20 protein-coding genes are annotated in these 19,015 nt (G+C 62.3%); 12 read left to right on the top strand and 8 right to left on the bottom strand.

The window, feature by feature from the left end; all coding sequences use genetic code 11:
• Position 1: 1 nt before the first annotated feature.
• A complete protein-coding gene (locus TM49_RS00190) occupies positions 2-1,459 on the bottom strand; it encodes a glutamine synthetase family protein (protein WP_045679023.1) in 1,458 nt (485 codons plus the stop codon).
• Between the two features lie 125 nt (positions 1,460-1,584).
• Here TM49_RS00190 and TM49_RS00185 point away from each other — a divergent pair, with 125 nt between their 5' ends.
• The 3 genes from TM49_RS00185 (at position 1,585) to TM49_RS00170 (ending at position 4,731) form a co-directional block, all read left to right on the top strand.
• Positions 1,585-2,766, top strand: a complete 1,182-nt coding sequence (locus tag TM49_RS00185) for a BaiN/RdsA family NAD(P)/FAD-dependent oxidoreductase (protein WP_045679022.1) — start codon at positions 1,585-1,587, stop codon at positions 2,764-2,766.
• A gap of 273 nt (positions 2,767-3,039) precedes the next feature.
• Entirely contained in the window at positions 3,040-3,912 is an 873-nt protein-coding gene (locus tag TM49_RS00175) for a LysR family transcriptional regulator (RefSeq protein ID WP_045679020.1), read from the top strand.
• A 186-nt stretch (positions 3,913-4,098) separates the two neighbouring features.
• Positions 4,099-4,731: a hypothetical protein gene (locus TM49_RS00170; protein ID WP_045679019.1), complete on the top strand. Its 633-nt coding sequence runs from the start codon at positions 4,099-4,101 to the stop codon at positions 4,729-4,731.
• A 52-nt stretch (positions 4,732-4,783) separates the two neighbouring features.
• Here the strand turns inward: TM49_RS00170 and TM49_RS00165 are convergent, their stop codons facing one another.
• Positions 4,784-6,592, bottom strand: a complete 1,809-nt coding sequence (locus TM49_RS00165) for an AsmA family protein (protein ID WP_045679018.1) — start codon at positions 6,590-6,592, stop codon at positions 4,784-4,786.
• A 185-nt stretch (positions 6,593-6,777) separates the two neighbouring features.
• On the opposite strand from TM49_RS00165, the gene TM49_RS00160 reads away from it, so the two are divergent.
• The 9 genes from TM49_RS00160 (at position 6,778) to TM49_RS00125 (ending at position 14,461) form a co-directional block, all read left to right on the top strand.
• Positions 6,778-8,730 carry an acetoacetate--CoA ligase gene (locus TM49_RS00160; RefSeq protein ID WP_045679017.1) on the top strand — a complete coding sequence of 651 codons (1,953 nt, stop codon included), beginning with the start codon at positions 6,778-6,780 and terminating at the stop codon, positions 8,728-8,730.
• 342 nt (positions 8,731-9,072) lie between these two features.
• A complete protein-coding gene (locus TM49_RS00155) occupies positions 9,073-9,282 on the top strand; it encodes a cold-shock protein (protein WP_045679016.1) in 210 nt (69 codons plus the stop codon).
• Positions 9,283-9,531: 249 nt separating this feature from the next.
• Positions 9,532-9,774, top strand: a complete 243-nt coding sequence (gene rpsU, locus TM49_RS00150) for a 30S ribosomal protein S21 (protein ID WP_045679015.1) — start codon at positions 9,532-9,534, stop codon at positions 9,772-9,774.
• A gap of 29 nt (positions 9,775-9,803) precedes the next feature.
• Positions 9,804-10,025 carry a hypothetical protein gene (locus TM49_RS00145; protein WP_045679014.1) on the top strand — a complete coding sequence of 74 codons (222 nt, stop codon included), beginning with the start codon at positions 9,804-9,806 and terminating at the stop codon, positions 10,023-10,025.
• A 308-nt stretch (positions 10,026-10,333) separates the two neighbouring features.
• Positions 10,334-11,356, top strand: a complete 1,023-nt coding sequence (locus TM49_RS00140) for an LLM class flavin-dependent oxidoreductase (RefSeq protein WP_045684518.1) — start codon at positions 10,334-10,336, stop codon at positions 11,354-11,356.
• 256 nt (positions 11,357-11,612) lie between these two features.
• Positions 11,613-13,034, top strand: coding sequence for an alanine/glycine:cation symporter family protein (locus TM49_RS00135; RefSeq protein ID WP_045679013.1), 1,422 nt, complete (start codon positions 11,613-11,615; stop codon positions 13,032-13,034).
• 77 nt (positions 13,035-13,111) lie between these two features.
• Positions 13,112-13,267, top strand: a complete 156-nt coding sequence (locus TM49_RS23570; protein WP_158498588.1) for a DUF5993 family protein — start codon at positions 13,112-13,114, stop codon at positions 13,265-13,267.
• Between the two features lie 8 nt (positions 13,268-13,275).
• The gene (locus tag TM49_RS00130; RefSeq protein WP_045679012.1) at positions 13,276-13,824 is read left to right on the top strand and encodes a disulfide bond formation protein B; all 549 of its coding nucleotides are present in this window, start codon (positions 13,276-13,278) and stop codon (positions 13,822-13,824) included.
• 25 nt (positions 13,825-13,849) lie between these two features.
• The gene (locus tag TM49_RS00125) at positions 13,850-14,461 is read left to right on the top strand and encodes an HAD family hydrolase (RefSeq protein ID WP_045679011.1); all 612 of its coding nucleotides are present in this window, start codon (positions 13,850-13,852) and stop codon (positions 14,459-14,461) included.
• Here TM49_RS00125 and TM49_RS00120 read toward each other — a convergent pair.
• The 6 genes from TM49_RS00120 to TM49_RS00095 form a co-directional block, all read right to left on the bottom strand.
• Positions 14,446-14,733, bottom strand: coding sequence for an antibiotic biosynthesis monooxygenase family protein (locus TM49_RS00120; protein WP_045679010.1), 288 nt, complete (start codon positions 14,731-14,733; stop codon positions 14,446-14,448). The genes TM49_RS00125 and TM49_RS00120 overlap by 16 nt on opposite strands.
• 65 nt (positions 14,734-14,798) lie before the next feature.
• Positions 14,799-15,404 carry a recombination mediator RecR gene (gene recR / locus TM49_RS00115; protein ID WP_045679009.1) on the bottom strand — a complete coding sequence of 202 codons (606 nt, stop codon included), beginning with the start codon at positions 15,402-15,404 and terminating at the stop codon, positions 14,799-14,801.
• A 64-nt stretch (positions 15,405-15,468) separates the two neighbouring features.
• Positions 15,469-16,080: a LysE family translocator gene (locus TM49_RS00110; RefSeq protein WP_045679008.1), complete on the bottom strand. Its 612-nt coding sequence runs from the start codon at positions 16,078-16,080 to the stop codon at positions 15,469-15,471.
• A 10-nt stretch (positions 16,081-16,090) separates the two neighbouring features.
• A complete protein-coding gene (locus tag TM49_RS00105; protein ID WP_045679007.1) occupies positions 16,091-16,414 on the bottom strand; it encodes a YbaB/EbfC family nucleoid-associated protein in 324 nt (107 codons plus the stop codon).
• A gap of 23 nt (positions 16,415-16,437) precedes the next feature.
• On the bottom strand, positions 16,438-18,381 hold the full coding sequence (locus TM49_RS00100) for a DNA polymerase III subunit gamma/tau (protein WP_045679006.1): 1,944 nt from the start codon (positions 18,379-18,381) through the stop codon (positions 16,438-16,440).
• Between the two features lie 149 nt (positions 18,382-18,530).
• Positions 18,531-19,001, bottom strand: a complete 471-nt coding sequence (locus TM49_RS00095) for a YbaK/EbsC family protein (RefSeq protein WP_045679005.1) — start codon at positions 18,999-19,001, stop codon at positions 18,531-18,533.
• Positions 19,002-19,015: the final 14 nt, after the last annotated feature.

The following is a 19,015-nucleotide window of genomic DNA, read 5'->3' as shown; positions in this document are numbered from 1 at the left end:
ATTATACATGAAGAAGCAAAAATTCCCTTTCCCAGGGAGAAATGACCTCCATGAAGGTTTCGAATTCGCCGCGCTTGATGCCGGCGTAAAGGTCGATGAACTCGCCGGACAGCACCGACGTCAGCGCCGGCTCGTCTTCCAGCAGCGCGAGCGCTTCCAGAAGTCCGCGCGGCAGGTCGATGTCACCCTCGTTGGCGGTGTCCGCCGTGGGCGCCGAGGGATCGACCTGGTTCTCGATGCCGAGATAGCCGCAGGCAAGCGATGCCGCCAGCGCCAGATAGGGGTTGGCGTCGGAGCTCGGCAGCCGGTTCTCGACGCGGCGGGCGACCGGATCGGAGACCGGGATGCGGAAGGCGGTCGTGCGGTTGTCATAACCCCAGGCGGTGTTGACCGGGCAGGCCATGTCGGGCGTCAGGCGGCGATACGAATTCACATAGGGCGCCATCATCACCAGCGTCGAAGGCACGTATTTCTGCATGCCGCCGATGAAGTGGAAGAACTCGGGTGACGGCTCGCCGTTTTCGAGCGAGAACACGTTGCGACCGGTCTCGATGTCCACCAGCGACTGGTGGATGTGCATCGCCGAGCCCGGCTGGCCCTGCATCGGCTTGGCCATGAAGGTCGCGAAGGTGCCGTGCTTGATCGCGGCTTCGCGGATGGTGCGCTTGAAATAGAACACCTGGTCGGCAAGTTCGAGCGGATCGCCATGACGCAGGTTGATCTCGAGCTGCGCCGGCCCTTCCTCATGGATCAGCGTGTCGATCTCGAGACCCTGCGCCTCGCAGAAATGATAGATGTCGTCGATCAGCTCGTCGAACTCGTTGATGCCGGCGATCGAGTAGGCCTGGCCGGCGACGATCGGGCGTCCGGAGCGGCCGATCGGCGGCGACAGAGGCAGGTCCGGGTCATCGGTCTGGGCGACGAGATAGAACTCGATTTCCGGGGCGACGACCGGCCGCCAGCCGCGCTTCTCATAGAGCGACAGCACCCGCTTCAGCACCGAGCGCGGCGTATAGGGCACATCCTCGCCGTCGGAACCGACGACATCGCAGATGACCTGTGCGGTCGGGTCGCTTTCCCACGGAACCGTGGTCAGCGTGGAAAGGTCCGGGACGAGCTTGAGGTCGCTGTCGCGCGGCTCGTAGCGGAAGCCGCCATGCTCATCCGGATAGTCCCCCGAAATCGTGTGGCGATAGAGCGCCGAAGGCAGCGCCAGTGACGTGTTCGAGGTGAATTTCGAGGTTGGCATCATCTTGCCGCGCGGCACGCCGGCAAGATCGGGGGTGATGCATTCGATGTCCTCGATACCGCGTGCGCGCAGAAAGCGGGCGGCATCCTTCCAGTCGCTGACGCCGCGTGGCGGGATGAGGGAGGTGGACATTCCGGGCTTCTTGCCCGCCCTGCCGGTGCCCGAATGTGTCTTGCCTGCGGTCTTGAACGTCGATTTCTTGGCTGGCATGTTGTTCGCCGGTTATCCTGTTGTTTTGCCCTATCATAGCGCCCTCAATCGACTTGGCGAGGCCCTCCTGTTGACTTTCTCGGTCTGAGACAGAACAAAGCGGCAGTTCACAACAGGCGACCGAAATGATGAAGCAGTTCGACGTGGTGGTCATCGGCGCCGGAGCCGCGGGACTGATGTGTGCCGCGCGCGCCGGCAAACACGGTCGTCGCGTGCTCCTCATCGATCACGCAAAGGCGCCCGGCGAGAAGATCCGGATCTCCGGCGGCGGACGCTGCAACTTCACCAATATTCATGCCGGTCCCGGCAACTACCTTTCCGGCAATCCGCATTTCGCCAAGTCGGCACTGTCGCGCTATCGGCCGTCCGACTTCATCGCCCTTGTAGAACGCCACGGCATCGCCTGGCATGAGAAGACGCTCGGGCAGCTCTTTTGTGACGGTTCGGCAAAGCAGATCGTGGCGATGCTGATCGAAGAGTGCGCGGCAGGCGGCGTCGAAAACCGTTTCGGGACGCCCGTGACCGGGCTTGAGCGGCAGGAGGGCGGTTTCCGCATCGACCTCGAAGAAGAGACGATCCGGGCGGCGGCTCTGGTCATCGCCACGGGCGGCAAGTCGATCCCGAAAATGGGTGCGACGGGCTTTGCCTATGACGTCGCTGCCAAATTCGGCGTGCCGGTGACGGAGACGCGCGCAGGGCTCGTGCCGTTTACCCTCGATCCCGCCTTGCAGGCATCACTGCAGCCGCTCTCCGGCATAGGCATCGCATCCGAAATCCGCTGCGGCAAGACGCGTTTCCGCGAGGCGATGCTGATCACCCATCGCGGCCTTTCCGGCCCTGCCGTACTGCAGATTTCCTCCTTTTGGCAGCCCGGTGACGAGATCGCGGTGGCGATGTTGCCCGAGACCGATCTGGCCGCCGTTCTGATCGACGCGAAGCGCGAAAACGGGCGACAGGCGGCGGTCACGGCGCTGTCGACCCATCTGCCCAAACGTCTCGCCCAGTATTTCGCAGAAAAGGCCGGTGCCGAAAAGGCGCTCGCCGATACGCCGGACAAGGCCCTGCATCGGCTGGCGGCATCGATCCAGGACTGGCGCCTGAAACCCGCTGGCACCGAGGGCTACCGCACCGCAGAAGTGACCCTTGGCGGCGTCGACACGAATGCGCTTTCCTCGAAGACGATGGAGGCGAAGGACGTTCCGGGTCTGTTTTTCATCGGTGAGTGCGTCGATGTCACCGGCTGGCTGGGCGGCTACAATTTCCAGTGGGCCTGGGCATCGGGCGATGCCGCGGCCGAGGCCTTGTGACCATCAGGCGCATCAGAAAGCGAAAAAGCCGCGTGGCGGCATGGGCTGGGAGAGGCAGCGGTTCGGCGAAGGTCCGGTAGTACTCGTCTTCGCTGAGATACCGCAGATTCAGCTGGTCCTCGATGACATAGGGGCGGCTGATAGGGCGTTGAGAGGGCGAATCCTGTCGGGTGATCGGCATCATGGATGTCTCCTGGTGTTTTGAGGCATCCCTTTTATTAGCGATCATATTTGCTGTTTGATACAGGGCGAAACGCAGGGTATTTTTCATCCATGAAAAACATCCCGTGGTCCCATTACCAGCTTTTCCTCTCCGTCTGCCGCAATGGCGGGCTTTCTGGCGCTGCCGCTGAAACTGGCCTCAGTCCCGCGACGCTTGGCCGGCACATGCTGGATCTCGAGCGCCTGACCGGCCGATCCCTGTTCCTGCGCAGCCAGGCGGGCTACCGGCTGACGGCGGATGGCGAAAGGCTGCAGGCCTTGCTCGGCGAGGCCGACGGTAACCTCAGGCGGGTCGATGACTGGCGCGGCGAAGCGGCGGCGCCGGCGCTGGTGCGGCTGGCGATCGGCACCTGGAATGCGTTTCTGGTCAGTGCCCACATCAACGAGTTCTGCCGCGAAGGCGACACGTTCCGCCTGCAATTCCTTGTCGGCGAGGCGCGGGCGAACCTTGCCCACCGCGAAAACGACATCGGCATCCGCTCGTTCGAGCCGGAGGAACTGAACCTCGCTTCGATCCGTCTTTGCAGCGTCGCCTATGCCCCGTTTCGGGCAAAGAACGCCCCGCTGTCGGTCGCCCATCGCTGGCTCGCTGTCACTCAGGATGCCGCCGTTTCGGCCTATCTGCGCTGGCCCCACGAACACCATGCCGCCGACATCGTCATGACCGCCAGCCGGCCGCGCAGCGTACTCGATCTCGCCGAGGCCGGTGCCGGCATCGCCGTACTGCCATGCTTCATCGGCGATGTCTCGCCGCGTCTGGAACGCGCCGGTCCGATCATCGAAATGCTCACCCAGCCCCAGTGGCTGGTGACGCATGAGGAGGATCGCTATCGCCCCGAAATCCGCATTGTTGCCGATCGCCTCATGCATTTCATCAAGGCGCGCTCGGCGCTCTATGCCGGCAGGCGCGCCGAGACCGAGTAGTCGCGGAAGCGTGGTTCCGTGCGCTTTGACGTACAGAACCGCAGCAACGGAAGCAAAAAATGCCGGATTTTGCTTGATTTTCTTCCAGGGACTGGCTGCTCTTTAATTTAGTATAAAGTTATTAACCACAATCTCATATAAATTGAACCACGAGGAATTGTTTCGAACCCAGGAGAGCGGGAACTGATGAAAGCGAATTTTGCAAAGCGCGGCGGCTTTCTTTCGCTAGTATGTGCTGCGGCGGTCATGACGGCCTCCGCGGCGTCTGCACAGGAAGCTTCGATCAAGCCAACACTTGGCACATTGGGCTTCGGCCTTGAGGGCGGTTACAAGTTCAATGAGAGTTTCGGTGTTACCGGTTCGATCAACGGCTTCGGGTTCCACCCGTCGGGGACGTATCAGGGCACGACCTATGACGGCAATGCGAAGCTGTTCGGCCTCGGAGCAACCTTCGACTATTACGTCAATGGCTCCAATTTCAGGCTTTCAGCTGGTGCCCGCTGGGCCGATCCGTCAGCCGATCTAACCTTCACCAAGTATGACCCCTCGCTCGGCACCAACCGCAGCGTTCTGGTGAAACTTTCTCCGGAATACGAATTTCAGCCCTATCTGGGCGTCGGCTACGGCGCCAAGGTCAACGAGAAGGTGTCGATCGACTTCGCCCTCGGCGCCTATTACATGGGCACACCGCAGCTCGACGAATACTGGGATGGCCCGGTCTACCAGTCGCTGCAGAACAACATCGACAACTTCCGCGACAAGATCAGCGACTACAAGTTCTATCCGGTCGCACAGATCGGCGTCAGCTACCGTTTCTGACGCGCGACGCATCCATGATGCCGGACGGGCGTGGCCTTTGCCGCGCCCGTTTTCAATCGAGCCTGCGGGCAAATGCCGCCAGCGCATTGCCGGTGATCTCAAGGTTGATCGGGTTGGCCTCGTTCGCCCTGTTGGCGATCGTGACGTCGGCCTTGATCGCGCCGGTCATCGTGTCGAGCGTGCCATCGAGCGTGATCGTGTCGTTGCCGCTTTGCATCGTCACTGACTGAAGTTCGAGTGTCGATCCGGCGAGGCGGGCCTCACCCTTAAGCTGTTCGAAAGCGCGCGGACTGTTTTCCATCGGCGAAAACGCGAAGGAGTCTAGCGCGCGCGCCTTGTCGATGAGCGAACCGAAAGCGAGCCAGGAGAGTGAGCCGTTGCTGGCCGAGAAGCGGATCGTGCCGGTCACATCGTTCTGGCTGATAGCGCTGAGCGGCAGCAGTGCTTCGGCGGCCATCTCGAAATTCAGATGATCCGTCTCAAGTGGCACGTCAAAGCCAAGCTGTCGGAAAAGCGGTCCGGCATGAACGCCCTCGGCATTGATCTCGACATTGGCCGTGCCGCCCTGTTCGACACCGACATGGGCGAAGAGTGTTCCATCATCGAGCTGGGAATCGACGATGTCGAAACTCGCCTGCCGGCTGGAGCGGATGATGCTTGACGCGACATTGCGGAGCGTCAGGTCGGAAAGCTGTACCGATTTGGCCGAAACCCTGAGGTCGAGCTTGGGCAAGGGTTCTGCCCCCGTCGACTGCTCCTGGGCGTCCTGTGCAACCGCATCGATCCAGGCGGGCAGCGAGGACTTGGCGTTGAACAGCGTGATGTCTCCGAAGGCCATGGTGGCGGCGATGCCGACGGGGCCGGGTTCGCCCGGCGGCAGCACATCCAGCACACCATTGCCCTTTGCCTTGGCTATGGTGACGTTGGCCGGCGAGAACCGCAGGGACTGGCCGCTTTGGGTCACCTTGCCGTCGATCGAGGCGGTCTCGACATTGCTGAGCAGCTGGCTGTCCACACCAACCCATTGCATCAGTTCCTTCAGGCGCGTGGTCGAAAGCGAAAGGTTGCCGTTCAAGAGGTAAGGCTGGCGGCCCGATGCGGCGCCTGAGTAGGCGAGATGGGTGACGTCGTTGGAGATGTCGATGCTGACATCGGAGGGCTGACCGGCAAGAAGCGCCGCCGCCTTCGAGGCGCGGAAGGAGATCCTGGTAGCATGATCGTCGAGAAGGGCGGTGCCGTTAAAACGTGCCGAACCGGCGAGCTGCGGCCATTCGAGCGTGCCGTTGACGGCCTTGACGATGGTCGTCTCTCCCTCGCGGCTGAAGCCGAGTGTGCTGTTGATGAGCGTCAGCGTGTCCGGGCCCGGATTTTCGGTCGCCTCTTCGTCGGCCGATTGCATCGCCGCCACCGTGCGTGCGAGCGCGCCGCCCGGCAGGCCCTCGTCGCCCTCCGGCACCTCGAAGATGACGACGGCATCCTTGAGGGTGAAATCGGAGAAGGTCGGACTGCCGATCAGGGCGCTGAACCATCCAATATGGGCGCTGAGCTCACCGGCATTGCCATAGACCAGCGGGCCGCTGCCACCCGGACGCGCAACCGCAAAGCCTGTGGCCGTGATCTCCGGCCGCGGCCAGAAGCTGATTCGGGTGTCCCCGCTGATCGACGCCGGTGCCCCGAGCCAGGCTGAGGCGTCATCGGCCAGTGTGCCTGAAAGCCCGCGCGGCGATATGATCGTCGGCACGGCATGATAGGCGATGACGCCAAGCAGGATCACGGCGACCAGCACATAGCGCAGGGGACGACGGCGGAAAAACCGTCGTGTCCTTTGCGGATTGCCAGCCTCTTTGCTTCTGCCGAACATTGCACCACTTTCAGGAATCAGTCCCGTGGCGGATAGCGGAAATCCGCAACGCAGACAATTGCAGATACTGTTTTTGCTCCGAAGACGGAAGGGCTTGGCCGAATGGAGGGACTTCCTCGGCCCGGAATCTTGCGATAAGACAAGTCCGCAAGGTGCAGAGGGTGCTGCACGATCGGGAGGAGAGGATGGCCGAGGAAACGCCCCTTTGGCGGCCGACGGTGCAGGACATTGCCGGCGCGCCGGTGACCCATTTCATGAATTTCTGTGCGGCCCGCCATCACCGCCTGTTTGCCGATTACGACGATTTTCATCGCTGGTCGGTGGCCGAGCGAGGCGACTTCTGGTCGGCGCTGTGGGATTTTTGCGGGGTGGCCGGCGACAAGGGGGAGCGCGCGCTCGTCGATGATGGCGACATGCTTTCCGCCCGCTTCTTCCCCGATGCGCGCCTCAATTTCGCGGAAAACCTGCTGCACCGGCCCGGTCCGGGCGATGCGATGGTGTTCCGCGCCGAGGACCAGTTCGAGATACGCTGGAGCTGGCAGCGGCTGGCGGACACGGTCTCGCGCCTGCAGCAGGCCTTGAAGGCCCTCGGCATAGGCCCGGGAGACCGTGTCGCGGCGATGATGCCGAACATGCCGGAAACGATCGCTTGCATGCTTGCCGCCGCCTCCCTCGGGGCGGTCTGGTCGTCCTGTTCGCCGGATTTTGGCGTCAACGGCGTGCTCGATCGTTTCGGCCAGATCGGGCCGAAACTGTTCATCTGCTGCGACGGCTACTGGTATAACGGTAAGGTCCAACATGTCGGCGAGAAGGCGAGGGCGGTTGCCGCCGCGCTCGATGTGCCGACGGTCATCGTGCCGCTTGCGGGCGATGCGGAGGCGGTCGCCTCTGCCATCGAAAGCGCCACGACGCTTGCCTCGTTCCTTGCCCCTTACGAGGCGCGCCCGATCGAATATACGCCGCTGCCATTCTCCCACCCGCTCTACATCCTGTTCTCGTCGGGGACGACCGGCATTCCGAAGTGCATTGTCCATTCGGCCGGCGGCGTTCTGCTGCAGCACCTGAAGGAGCATCGGCTGCATTGCTCGCTGAAGGCGGGAGAGCGGTTGTTTTATTTCACTACCTGCGGCTGGATGATGTGGAACTGGTTGGCGAGCGGACTCGCCAGCGGCGCAACGCTTTGCCTTTATGACGGTTCGCCCTTCGCGCCGGGACCGGACATCCTGTTCGACTATGCCGAGCGGGAAGGCTTCGCCATTTTCGGCACCTCGGCCAAATACATTGACGCCGTTCGCAAGGCGGGCTTGCGGCCGGGTGCGCTGCATGACCTTTCGAGCCTTCGACTGGTGACGTCGACGGGATCGCCGCTGTCGCCGGAAGGCTTCGCCTTCGTCTATGATGCCATCAAAACCGACGTGCAGCTTGCATCGATCTCGGGGGGCACGGACATCGTCTCCTGTTTCGTGCTCGGCATTCCGGTAAAACCGGTCTGGCGCGGGGAGATCCAGGGCGCGGGGCTCGGTCTCGCGGTCGATGTCTGGGATGAGGACGGCAAGCCCGTCCTCGGCGAGAAGGGGGAACTCGTCTGCACCCGCGCATTCCCGAACATGCCGGTCGGCTTCTGGAACGATCCGGACGGTGCGAAATACCGTGCGGCCTATTTCTCCTCCTTTCCGGGCGTCTGGTGCCACGGTGACTTCGCCGAATGGACCGCCCATGGCGGCATGATCATTCATGGCCGGTCAGACGCGACCTTGAACCCCGGTGGCGTGCGCATCGGCACAGCGGAGATCTACAATCAGGTCGAGCAGCTGGAAGAGGTGCTGGAGGCGATCTGCATCGGCCAGGACTTCGACGATGACGTCCGGGTGATCCTGTTCGTCCGTCTTGCCGAGGGCGTGACCCTCACGTCGGAGCTTGAAAAGAGGATCCGGACACGCATCCGGGAGGGCGCGTCGCCACGGCATGTGCCGGCAAAGATCATTGCTGTCTCCGATATCCCCCGCACCAAATCCGGCAAGATCGTCGAGCTTGCCGTCCGCGAGGTTGTGCACGCCCGCCCGGTCAAGAACAAGGAAGCGCTGGCCAATCCCGAGGCGCTTGCCTGCTTCGAAGGCCTCGAGGCGCTCAAGAGCTGATCGACGGGAGGAATCTGCGATTTCAACCTGAGGATGTCGTGCTGGCGCGCCGGCTGGCTGCAAGCCGGCGGCGGTAGCGGGCGTCTTCTCGCGGTCTGCGAAATAAACGTCCCTCGAGAAGCCTTGCGGATCATAGTTTTGATCCCCTTTCGCGACGGTGCACGCAAGTTATTTCTCTGATGAACTGTTGCAATTATCGAAGCCAGGGCCTATATCACGTCTATCGACCATTGCTTGTGACTTTGTCAGAGAAGCTTTTTAGTTTCTCACGATTTCCTCTCAAAATCGATCTAATCCGCAGAGTATTGCGGAACAACGACGATTTGGAAAAGGAAAATCGTTATGTCTTCAGGTACCGTAAAATGGTTCAACGCCACCAAGGGTTTTGGTTTTATCGAGCCCGATGATGGCGGCGCGGATGTTTTCGTGCACATCTCTGCAGTCGAGCAAGCGGGCATGAGCTCGCTGAAAGACGGCCAGAAGGTGACGTTCGATGTCCTGCGCGATAACCGCTCTGGAAAGAGCGCGGCCGGCAACCTTCAGGCGGCCTGATCATTTTGCTCTTCTGGCTGACCACGGATGTACTGGCAGCCGGATGACAGCATTCAAGGGTTTTTCCCGGATCATGGCGGCGTGTGATTTGTCACACAGGATCGCTGACCACGGATGTACTGGCAGTGATTGTGAGGAAGGTCGGGTTTTACCCGGCCTTTTTGTTTTCCGCAGCGCCGCGGGAGGCTGGCCGTTTCGAACAGGTTCGTGTGTTCACGGACGATATGATAACAAGAAAAGGAGCTTTTCATGCAGGTCGTTGTAAGAGACAACAATGTCGATCAGGCGCTTCGCGTTCTGAAGAAGAAGATGCAGCGCGAGGGTCTTTATCGCGAGATGCGTGCGCGTCGTTCTTACGAAAAACCTTCCGAGAAGCGTAACCGGGAGCAGGGCGAGGCAGTGCGGCGTCAGCGCAAGCTGATGCGCAAGCGCGCCCAGCGCGAGGGACTGATCCCGGGGCCGAAGCGCAAGGCTGCCGCCCACCGTCGCTGACAGCCCCGTCAGCATCACTGGAGATCACCATGACTGCAACCAAAGACCAGTTCTTCAAGCCGGGCCGGATGTCCGCCACCGACAAGGCATCGATCACCGATCGCGCGGCGCGCGAGATCATTACCGAGGAGGCGACCTCCCTGCAGAAGAAGACCGACCGTCTGCGCAAGCTCAGGCTCGCACGGGAGGAGGCTGATGCTGCCGCGCCCGCGCCCGAGAAGAAGAAACGGTCCCGCAAGCCTGCCAAGTGAGGCCTGCGGACGCCGCTGTTGCGGCTGGTTGAGCAGTACTGGCCAGGAACCCGGTTCCCGGCCGATGTGACCGATAGCGGCCCGCTTTCCGAGCGGGCCGTTTTTTTATGCGCCACCTGGTTTCACCTCGCGCCAAAGCATCGCGCGACAGACGTTTGACGCAGTGTTCATCTTCGCCCGCATTGCAGCGGAAAGCTCGCCAATGCACATATGGGGCAAGAGTGAGAAGCGCGGCGCAAATTGCCGCCGCTTTCCGCATAATCTGTCAGGCCGGGCGCATGTCCGGCCCCATGAAGGGACCGCAGCAAATGAAGAAGATCGGATTTCTGTCTTTCGGTCACTGGACGCCATCGCCGCAATCGGGCGCACGCTCGGCTTCCGACGTGCTGCACCAGTCGATCGATCTCGCTGTGGCGGCCGAAGAACTCGGCGCCGACGGCGCCTATTTCCGCGTCCACCATTTCGCCCGCCAGCTCGCCTCGCCGTTTCCGCTGCTTGCGGCGATCGGCGCACGGACGAGCCGCATCGAGATCGGCACGGGCGTCATCGACATGCGCTATGAAAATCCGCTTTATATGATCGAGGATGCGGGGGCTGCCGACCTGATCTCGAACGGCCGCCTGCAGCTCGGCATTTCCCGAGGCTCGCCCGAACAGGTGGTCGATGGCTGGCGCTACTTCGGCTATCAGCCCGGCGAAGGCGAGGATGCCTCCGCCATGGCGCGCCGCCACACCGAGGTGTTCCTCGACATGCTCGCCGGCAAGGGCTTTGCCGAGCCGAACCCGCGGCCGATGTTTCCGAACCCGCCCGGCCTGCTCCGTCTCGAGCCGCACTCGGAGGGGCTGCGCGAACGTATCTGGTGGGGTGCCGGTTCGAACGCGACCGCAGAATGGGCGGCAAAGCTCGGCATGAACCTGCAGAGCTCGACGCTGAAGGACGACGAGACCGGCGAACCCTTCCACAAGCAGCAGGCCGACCAGATTCGCGCCTACCGCGCCGCCTGGAAGGAGGCGGGCCACACCCGCACGCCGCGGGTTTCCGTCAGCCGCTCGATCTTTGCGCTCACCACCGACATGGACCGGGCCTATTTCGGCCGCGGCGGCAAGGAAAGCGATTCGATCGGCTATATCGATGAGAAGACCCGCGCGATCTTCGGCCGATCCTATGCCGATGAGCCGGAAAGGCTGATCGAGCAGCTGAAGGAGGACGAGGCGATCGCGGAGGCCGATACCCTGCTTCTGACGGTGCCGAACCAGCTCGGCGTCGCCTATAACGCCCATGTCATCGAAGACATTCTGACCCATATCGCTCCGGCGCTCGGCTGGCGCTGACGGCCGGGCAACTGGCCTTGACGAAACATCAAGACGCGCCGCGATTGACTTCGCGGCGCGTCTTGCGTTCGGGCCTTTTTACATATGCCAAGCCACATCATTGCTTGCCCAAACGGAAAATAGAATCTACCGTCTTGTAATATAAGGCGAAACGTCGCGGAGACGACGTGGCCGAGGGTGGGGACCCTTCGGACCAACGCGTGCGCGTCCGCAAGGCGCGCTGATCGGCGACAATAGCGCCACAGGGGGATGTGCCGTGCAGTTTTTCGATACGATCTTCAATCTCATCAATGATCTGACATGGGGATGGGCGCTGATTCCGTTCCTGGTTGTGCTCGGTGTGTTCTTCACCATGGCCAGCGGTTTCGTGCAGTTCCGTTTCTTCAAGCGCATGTTTGGTGTGTTGTGGGGCGATGAGGACGGCGATCCGACCAAGATCAGCGCCCGCGAGGCGCTTCTGGTTTCCGTCGGCGGTCGTGTTGGCGGCGGCAACATCGCCGGCGTGGCGGTGGCGATCACCGCCGGCGGTCCGGGCGCGGTGTTCTGGATGTGGGCGATCGCCCTTGTCGGCATGTGCTCCGGCCTTGTCGAGGCGACGCTCGCCCAGGCCTTCAAGCGCACCACGGACGAGGGCGATTATCGCGGCGGCCCGGCGCAGGCGATCATCTACGGCCTTGGCGCCAACTATCGCTGGCTCGCCATCATTTATGCGGTCTGCCTGATTGCCTCGTTCGCCATCGGTTTCAACGCCTTCCAGGGCAATACGGTGGCGGGGGCCGCCGCCGACAGTCTCGGCATTCCGCGCTACGCCACCGGCATCTTCCTCGCCGCGGCCACCGGCTTCATCGTCTATGGCGGCATTCACCGCATCGCCAAGGCGTCCGACGTCATCATCCCGATCATGGCAATCGGCTATATCGGCCTGGCGCTGGTGATCATCGTCATGAACATCACGGCGCTTCCGGGCGTCATCTGGGATATCGTCGCCAATGCCGTCGGCATTCGCGAGGCTGTCGCCGGCGGTGTCGGTGCAGCCCTTTCGAACGGGCTGCGGCGCGGGCTCTTCTCCAACGAGGCTGGCCTCGGTTCGGCGCCGAACGTCGCGGCAACCGCCTATGTGCGCCATCCCGTCAGCCAAGGCATCACCCAGAGCTTTTCGGTGTTCATCGATACCATGGTGGTCTGCTCCTGCACCGCCTTCATCATCCTGCTCGGCGACGTCTACCAGCCCGGACAGGCCGATGTTGACGGTGTGATCCTGACCCAGCAGAGCATGGTCGATCATGTCGGCGCCTGGGCGCAGTACTATCTGACGGCGGCGATCTTCCTGTTCTCGTTCTCCTCGATCATCTACAACTACTATCTTGGCGAGAATGCGCTCTCCTTCATGACTGCCAACAAGAACGCGATCCATATCCTCAGGATCGTCATCGTCTTCATCGTGCTGCTCGGTGCCGTGGCGCCCGGGGCAACGGCGGTGTTCAACTTCTCCGATCCGATGATGGGCGTGCTGGCCGTCGTCAACCTGCTGGCGCTGATGATGCTGTTCCCGATCGCACTGCGGCTCATCAACGATTTCCGTTCCCAGCTTGCAGCAGGCAACAAGCGGCCGCTCTTCGATCCGAAGAAGTTTGCCGATCTCGATACCGATCCGACCGCGTGGCCGGACGCCAAATAAGCAAAACACCAGAAAAGACCCGACACGGCGGCCTCGCGGCTGCCGTGTCTTCACAAGGGAGGCTCAAGAACAAGACCATGATGGCACTGCCATTTCTTCTCTGCTTTGCCGGGCTCTGGCTCGCCTGGCGCGGAAACCGGATGGCGGCGATCGCCGCCACCATGCTCGCCGTCCTGCTCGTTGCCGTGCTCTACAGATTGCACGCGACCGATGCGCTGCAGATTTCGCTTTGAGGTGAGCCATGTCCGATAATCTTGCCCGCCTTCTCAATGCACTGGGGCTTCTGGCGATTTCGCTGGTGCTCGGCTATGCCTTTTATGATCAGTTCGCCAATGGCGACCTGCCGTGTCCGCTCTGCCTTCTGCAGCGCGCCGGTTTCGTCATCGTTGGCACCGGGCTCGCCCTCAACGTTCTCTGCGGCGTTGCCGTGCGTCATTACGCGCTGATGCTGCTCGGCGCCGTTGTCGGCGGCATGGCGGCGCTCAGGCAGGTGGCGCTGCATGTGGTGCCGGGCACCGGTAGCTACGGCGACCCGTTCCTTGGCCTGCATTTCTACACCTGGGCCTTCGTCGTGTTCACGCTGGTGGTGCTTGGCACCGGCCTGATGCTGCTTCTCGGCGGCGGTAGCCGCGGAGCGGAGAAGACAACCGGCATCGGCCTTGTCGCTGTGGCGCTGTTTGCCGTTATGAGCCTTGGCAATGGTGTCTCCACGCTTGCCGAATGCGGCCTCGGCCTCTGCCCGGACAATCCGACCAGCTATCAGGCGCTTGACGGCTTGCTCGGCCGATAGGACCATCGGCCGAAAGGGAAGTGCAATGAAACGTGTCCTGATGCTCGACGTCGACGGCGTGCTGGTCCACAGCCACAATGGCGGCTCGTGGGCGGCAGATATCGAGCGCGATCTCGGCATCGACCCGGATCGGCTCTCCGCCGAATTCTTCGCCACGCACTGGCCGGATGTCATCCTCGGCCGCAAGCACCTGCACGCGGCCCTGGACGATTGCCTGCCCGAACTTTCCGAAACGCTGACTGCCCAGGAATTCATCGACTACTGGTTCTCGCGCGATTCGATGATCGACGAGGCGGTGCTGGCGGATGCGCGGGCCTTGAAGGGGGAGGGGTTCGCCATCTATCTCGCCACCAACCAGGAACACCAGCGCGCCCGCTACCTGATGGAGGCGATGGGTCTGGCTGCAGATGTCGACGGCATCATCTATTCGGCGGCCATCGGCGAAAAGAAACCGCGCCCGGGTTTCTTCGCGGCGGCAGAAAGGGTCAGCGGCTTTACCGGCGAGCAATGTGTCTTCATCGACGATCAACTGGGAAACATCGAGGCGGCAAGGGCTTTCGGCTGGCATCCGTTGCACTGGACCGGCAGGCAGGACCTCATCAGCCTCGTCAATACTGCTGCTCAGCAGGGCTGGTAGTGGCGCATTTCAGCGATCATGCCGACATACGGGCGGATATGGATGAAGAATTCTCGAAACTCCGCGCTTGCCCTGAATGATTTCAGGTGGTCCTCCGCAGAGGTCCACTCGATGCGGATGATGAATTGGGTGGGCTCATCGCTGCATTGCGCAATCTCGAAGGATATCGCATAGGGTGAGTGCAACAGCGGCTCCTTGGCCGCCTGATAATCTCGGATGAATGCGGCCTGTTGATCGTCAGGCACACTGTAGCGAAGATATTCGACGATCATGGCCCGCCCGCTCGATCCAGAGATAATCCGAAGCTACAAAAACGAATCTCGTGCTGCAAGCAGAATCAAAGCGCCGTGCGCGACCTGAGGGCGGCCACCAGCGTGCCCTCGTCGAGATAGTCGAGCTCGCCGCCGACCGGCACGCCATGGGCGAGACGGGTCACCTTAATGTCGAGGCCGTCGAACTGGTCGGTGATGTAATGCGCCGTCGCCTGGCCTTCGACCGTGGCGTTGACCGCGATGATCAGTTCCTTGACCTCGCCTGCCTTCACCCGATCGACCAATGCGGCGATGGTAAGATCGTCCGGCCCGATGCCATCGAGCGGCGACAGGGTGCCGCCGAGCACGTGATAGGCGGCATTGAGTGCCGCCGCCCGCTCCAGCGCCCAGAGGTCGCCGACGTCTTCCACCACGATGACGAGGCTCTGGTCGCGCGTCGGATCGGTGCAGATCGTGCAGGGATCTGAGGTGTCGACATTGCCGCAGGTGGAGCAGATCTTCACCTTGTCATAGGCATCCTGCATCGCGCCCGAAAGCGGGCCCATCAACTGGTCGCGCTTCTTGATCAAGTGCAGCGCCGCACGCCGCGCCGAACGCGGCCCAAGCCCCGGCACCTTCGCCAGAAGCTGGATCAGTTTTTCGATTTCGGGGCCGGTTACACGTTTTGCCATAGAATTTCACTATCCCATCGGCCTCCAAAACGGAAACCGCTTTTGCAGTCCGATGGAAGGATTGTCAGCGGGTTGCGATCGCGACCGCAGCGCCGCCGATCATGCCCGCGCTGAGGCGGTTGGCGATCTTCATCGCGCGCGGGCTCTTCAACAGTCTGCGGGCCTTCGATGCGAGAAACACCCAGGAGAGGTCGACGACGGCGAGCACCAGCAGGAGCGTGACGGTCAGTTCCGCCCAGCCGACGACGGTGATGCTGCCGAGGTCGAGGATCGTCGGCAGCAGCGCGACGTAGAACATCATGATCTTGGGGTTGCCGATGGTGATGCTCATGCCGGTGAGAAACATCTTCCAGCCGGAGGTTGTCTGCGGCAGTTCCTCGCCCGTCGTTTCGGTTTCCGCGAACCACATCTTCCAGGCGAGATAGCCGAGATAAGCAATGCCCGCCCATTTGATGACGATGAACACCGCGTGGAAGGTGGTGGCGACGGCGACCAGGCCGAAGACCGCAAGCGTCAGCCACAGCGCCTCGCCAAGCCACATTGCCGCCAGAAACGGCAGCACGTCGCGGTGGCCGCGCGAAAGCACGCGGGCGACGAGTGCCGCAACGCTCGGTCCCGGAGAACCTGCGGCGACGAACAGCGTGATGGCAAACAAAGCGAGGGCGCCGAGGGTCATGGTGTCGTCCTCAGAAAGGCAGCTTCATGCCGGGCGGGATCGGCAGGCCGGCAGTCAGTTCCTTGGTCATTTCCTGTGCCTTCTCCTCGGCGCGGTCCTTCGCGTCGCGGTGAGCGGCAACGATCAGGTCCTCGAGCATTTCGGCCTCGTCGGCGGAAAGCAGGCTGGGGTCGACCTTGATGCCGAGCATCTCGCCCTTGCCGGTCATGCGCACGGTGACCATGCCGCCGCCGGAAACGCCTTCGACCTCGACAGCTGCAATCTCTTCCTGCAGCTTTTCCATCTTGGCCTGCATTTCCTTCATCTTGCCCATCATGCCCATCAGATCGCGCATGTCGTCTCCTTTATCGGTTGAATTCAGTCGTCGAGGTCGTCTTCCGGCAGGACGTCACCATCATCGTTGACGGCGGCATCCGGGGCTCCGGCCTCGGTTGTCTCGGTGTTCTGTTCATCGGCGCGCACCTTGACATCGGTGATCTTGGCGCCGGGGAAGAATTTTAGGATCGCCGAAATCGAGGGGTCGTCGCGCGCGTCCTGGAACAGGCGCTCGCGTTCCGCCCTCTCGGCCTCCACCAGCGTTGGCTGGCCGGGCTCGCGGCTGAGGCTGACAAACCATTTTTCGCCGGTCCATTCCTTCAGTTTCGTGCCGAGTTCGTTGAGGAAGGTCTGCGACGTGCCGCTTTCGAGATTGACTTCAAGCTGGCCCGGTTCGAGCCGTACCAGATGGACAAAATTGCGGATTTCGGCGCGCAGCTTGATTGCCCGGTTCTGCGAGCAGAGATCGGTGATGTCCCGCAGCGACTTGATTTTCGACGTCGGCCCTGTGATTTCGGCGGGTGCCGGCTCCGGGGCGACAACCGGCTCCGGAACGATGTCCGGTTCCGGCGCGGCCTCGACGGCCTGTGTCTCCAGAACCTCAGGTTCGGGGGCAACCTCGGGCTCCGGAGAGACCTCCGGTGCGGTCGCTTCACGCGGTCTCAGCATCGTCACGGTCGCAGGCGGCCGGGGTGTCTCTGCGCGCGGCTCGGCGACCGGTCTGGAAACGGCATGCGTCGATGCCTGTGCGCCGCCACCCGAGGGACCACGCGGGGCGGCCGGTGCGGGATGAACGTCGCCGTTCTCGATCGCCAGAAGCCGTCGTGCTGCGTCCTCGGGGGAGGGTAGGCTTGCGGCATGGGCAAGGCGGATCAGCACCATCTCGGCAGCGCCGAAGGGGCGGGCGGCGTTTTCCGTCTCCGGAATGCCCTTCAGCAGCATCTGCCAGATGCGCGAGAGCGCGGAAACGGGAATGGCGGCGGCAAATTCGGCGCCGCGGGTGCGCTCAAGCTCGCTCAGCGACACATCCTCCGCACCTTCCGGAACATATTTCAGCCGGGTGACCAGATGGGTGAAATCGGCAAGGTCGTTCAGCACGACGACGGGATTGGCGCCGGCCTCGTACTGAGAAAGGAACTCGGCAAGGGCCGCCTTCACGTCGCCGGCGACGACATGGCCGAACAGGTCGACGATACGGGCGCGGTCGGCAAGGCCGAGCATGCCGCGCACCGCCGCCGCCTCCACCTTGCCATTGCCATGCGAAATCGCCTGATCGAGCAGCGACAGGCCGTCGCGCGCCGAGCCTTCGGCCGCACGCGCGATCATCGACAGCGCCTCATCCTCGATCTCGACGCCTTCCTTGGCGGAGATCGTCGAGAACAGCCGCACCAGGTCGGCGGCCGGAATGCGGCGCAGGTCGAAGCGCTGGCAGCGCGACAACACCGTGATCGGCACCTTGCGGATTTCGGTGGTGGCGAAGATGAACTTCACATGCTCCGGCGGTTCCTCAAGCGTCTTTAGCAGGCCGTTGAAGGCCTGGGTGGAGAGCATGTGGACTTCGTCGATGATGTAGACCTTGTAGCGCGCTGTCGAGGGCCGGTAACGCACCTGGTCGATGATCTCGCGGATATCGTCGATACCGGTGTGGGAGGCGGCATCCATCTCGATGACGTCGACATGCCGGCCTTCCATGATCGCCTGGCAATGCTCGCCGATCTCCTTCAGGTCGATGGTCGGCTTGTCGATGGTGGCGGTCTTGTAGTTGAGGCCGCGTGCCAGAATGCGGGCGGTCGTGGTCTTGCCGACACCGCGCACGCCGGTCAGCATATAGGCTTGGGCGATGCGGCCGGTCTCGAAGGCATTGGTCAGCGTGCGCACCATCGGCTCCTGGCCGACCATCAGGTCGGAGAAGTCCTTCGGGCGGTATTTGCGCGCCAGAACCCGGTAGCCGGTGTTAGCCTCGATCGTTGTCTTGTCCATCGCCATTCATGTGGTTTTCTGCTTGGCCCGCGACCCGAGGTCGCTTTCGGGCAGGCAGCGAGGATAGTCCAGGCCGCAGGCCGGAGTCACATCAAGGCCGGCAGTCTGGCAGAAGTTCTGCGGAAATGCACAGGATTTTTGATTTCGCCACGCGCTCAATCTTCCGGCGCCTGGCAGACATCGACCCAGCCCGCATTGGTGATTTCGGCCATGCGCTGCGGCGCGATCCGGACCGCGGCATTGCGCGAACCGGCGGCCGGAACGACCTCGTCAAAGGCCTTCAGGCTCTCGTCGCAGTAGACCGGAATTGCCTTTGCCAGCCCGAACGGGCAAACGCCGCCGACGGGGTGGCCGGTGATCGTCTCGACCTCATCGAGCGGCAGCATCTTCACCTTGCCGCCAAAGGCTACCTTGGCCTTCTTGTTGTCGATGCGGGCATCACCGCGGGCGACCAGAAGAAACACCCGGTCCTTGACCGAGAAGGATAGAGTCTTGGCAATCTGCGCGGTTGCCACGTCATGCGCGGCGGCAGCCTCGGCAACCGTGGCGCTGCTGTCTTCGGTTTCGATGATATCGAGATCGGGGGCTGCCTGGCTCAAGTGTTCTCGCACACTTTCGATGCTCATCAACGTCTCCGCGG

This window comes from Martelella endophytica, assembly GCF_000960975.1.
GTDB classification, from domain to species: domain Bacteria; phylum Pseudomonadota; class Alphaproteobacteria; order Rhizobiales; family Rhizobiaceae; genus Martelella; species Martelella endophytica.
Note: the sequence above shows the minus strand (reverse complement) of the source record. Positions and strands in the feature narration are given on the sequence as shown.

What these genes read in the sequence shown, in the direction of transcription:
- TM49_RS00190 (WP_045679023.1), bottom strand. Translation starts at nt 1,459, where the DNA reads ATGCCAGCCAAGAAATCGACGTTCAAGACCGCAGGCAAGACACATTCG.
- TM49_RS00185 (WP_045679022.1), top strand. Translation starts at nt 1,585, where the DNA reads ATGATGAAGCAGTTCGACGTGGTGGTCATCGGCGCCGGAGCCGCGGGA.
- TM49_RS00175 (WP_045679020.1), top strand. Translation starts at nt 3,040, where the DNA reads ATGAAAAACATCCCGTGGTCCCATTACCAGCTTTTCCTCTCCGTCTGC.
- TM49_RS00170 (WP_045679019.1), top strand. Translation starts at nt 4,099, where the DNA reads ATGAAAGCGAATTTTGCAAAGCGCGGCGGCTTTCTTTCGCTAGTATGT.
- TM49_RS00165 (WP_045679018.1), bottom strand. Translation starts at nt 6,592, where the DNA reads ATGTTCGGCAGAAGCAAAGAGGCTGGCAATCCGCAAAGGACACGACGG.
- TM49_RS00160 (WP_045679017.1), top strand. Translation starts at nt 6,778, where the DNA reads ATGGCCGAGGAAACGCCCCTTTGGCGGCCGACGGTGCAGGACATTGCC.
- TM49_RS00155 (WP_045679016.1), top strand. Translation starts at nt 9,073, where the DNA reads ATGTCTTCAGGTACCGTAAAATGGTTCAACGCCACCAAGGGTTTTGGT.
- rpsU (WP_045679015.1), top strand. Translation starts at nt 9,532, where the DNA reads ATGCAGGTCGTTGTAAGAGACAACAATGTCGATCAGGCGCTTCGCGTT.
- TM49_RS00145 (WP_045679014.1), top strand. Translation starts at nt 9,804, where the DNA reads ATGACTGCAACCAAAGACCAGTTCTTCAAGCCGGGCCGGATGTCCGCC.
- TM49_RS00140 (WP_045684518.1), top strand. Translation starts at nt 10,334, where the DNA reads ATGAAGAAGATCGGATTTCTGTCTTTCGGTCACTGGACGCCATCGCCG.
- TM49_RS23570 (WP_158498588.1), top strand. Translation starts at nt 13,112, where the DNA reads ATGATGGCACTGCCATTTCTTCTCTGCTTTGCCGGGCTCTGGCTCGCC.
- TM49_RS00130 (WP_045679012.1), top strand. Translation starts at nt 13,276, where the DNA reads ATGTCCGATAATCTTGCCCGCCTTCTCAATGCACTGGGGCTTCTGGCG.
- TM49_RS00125 (WP_045679011.1), top strand. Translation starts at nt 13,850, where the DNA reads ATGAAACGTGTCCTGATGCTCGACGTCGACGGCGTGCTGGTCCACAGC.
- TM49_RS00120 (WP_045679010.1), bottom strand. Translation starts at nt 14,733, where the DNA reads ATGATCGTCGAATATCTTCGCTACAGTGTGCCTGACGATCAACAGGCC.
- recR (WP_045679009.1), bottom strand. Translation starts at nt 15,404, where the DNA reads ATGGCAAAACGTGTAACCGGCCCCGAAATCGAAAAACTGATCCAGCTT.
- TM49_RS00110 (WP_045679008.1), bottom strand. Translation starts at nt 16,080, where the DNA reads ATGACCCTCGGCGCCCTCGCTTTGTTTGCCATCACGCTGTTCGTCGCC.
- TM49_RS00105 (WP_045679007.1), bottom strand. Translation starts at nt 16,414, where the DNA reads ATGCGCGATCTGATGGGCATGATGGGCAAGATGAAGGAAATGCAGGCC.
- TM49_RS00100 (WP_045679006.1), bottom strand. Translation starts at nt 18,381, where the DNA reads ATGGCGATGGACAAGACAACGATCGAGGCTAACACCGGCTACCGGGTT.
- TM49_RS00095 (WP_045679005.1), bottom strand. Translation starts at nt 19,001, where the DNA reads ATGAGCATCGAAAGTGTGCGAGAACACTTGAGCCAGGCAGCCCCCGAT.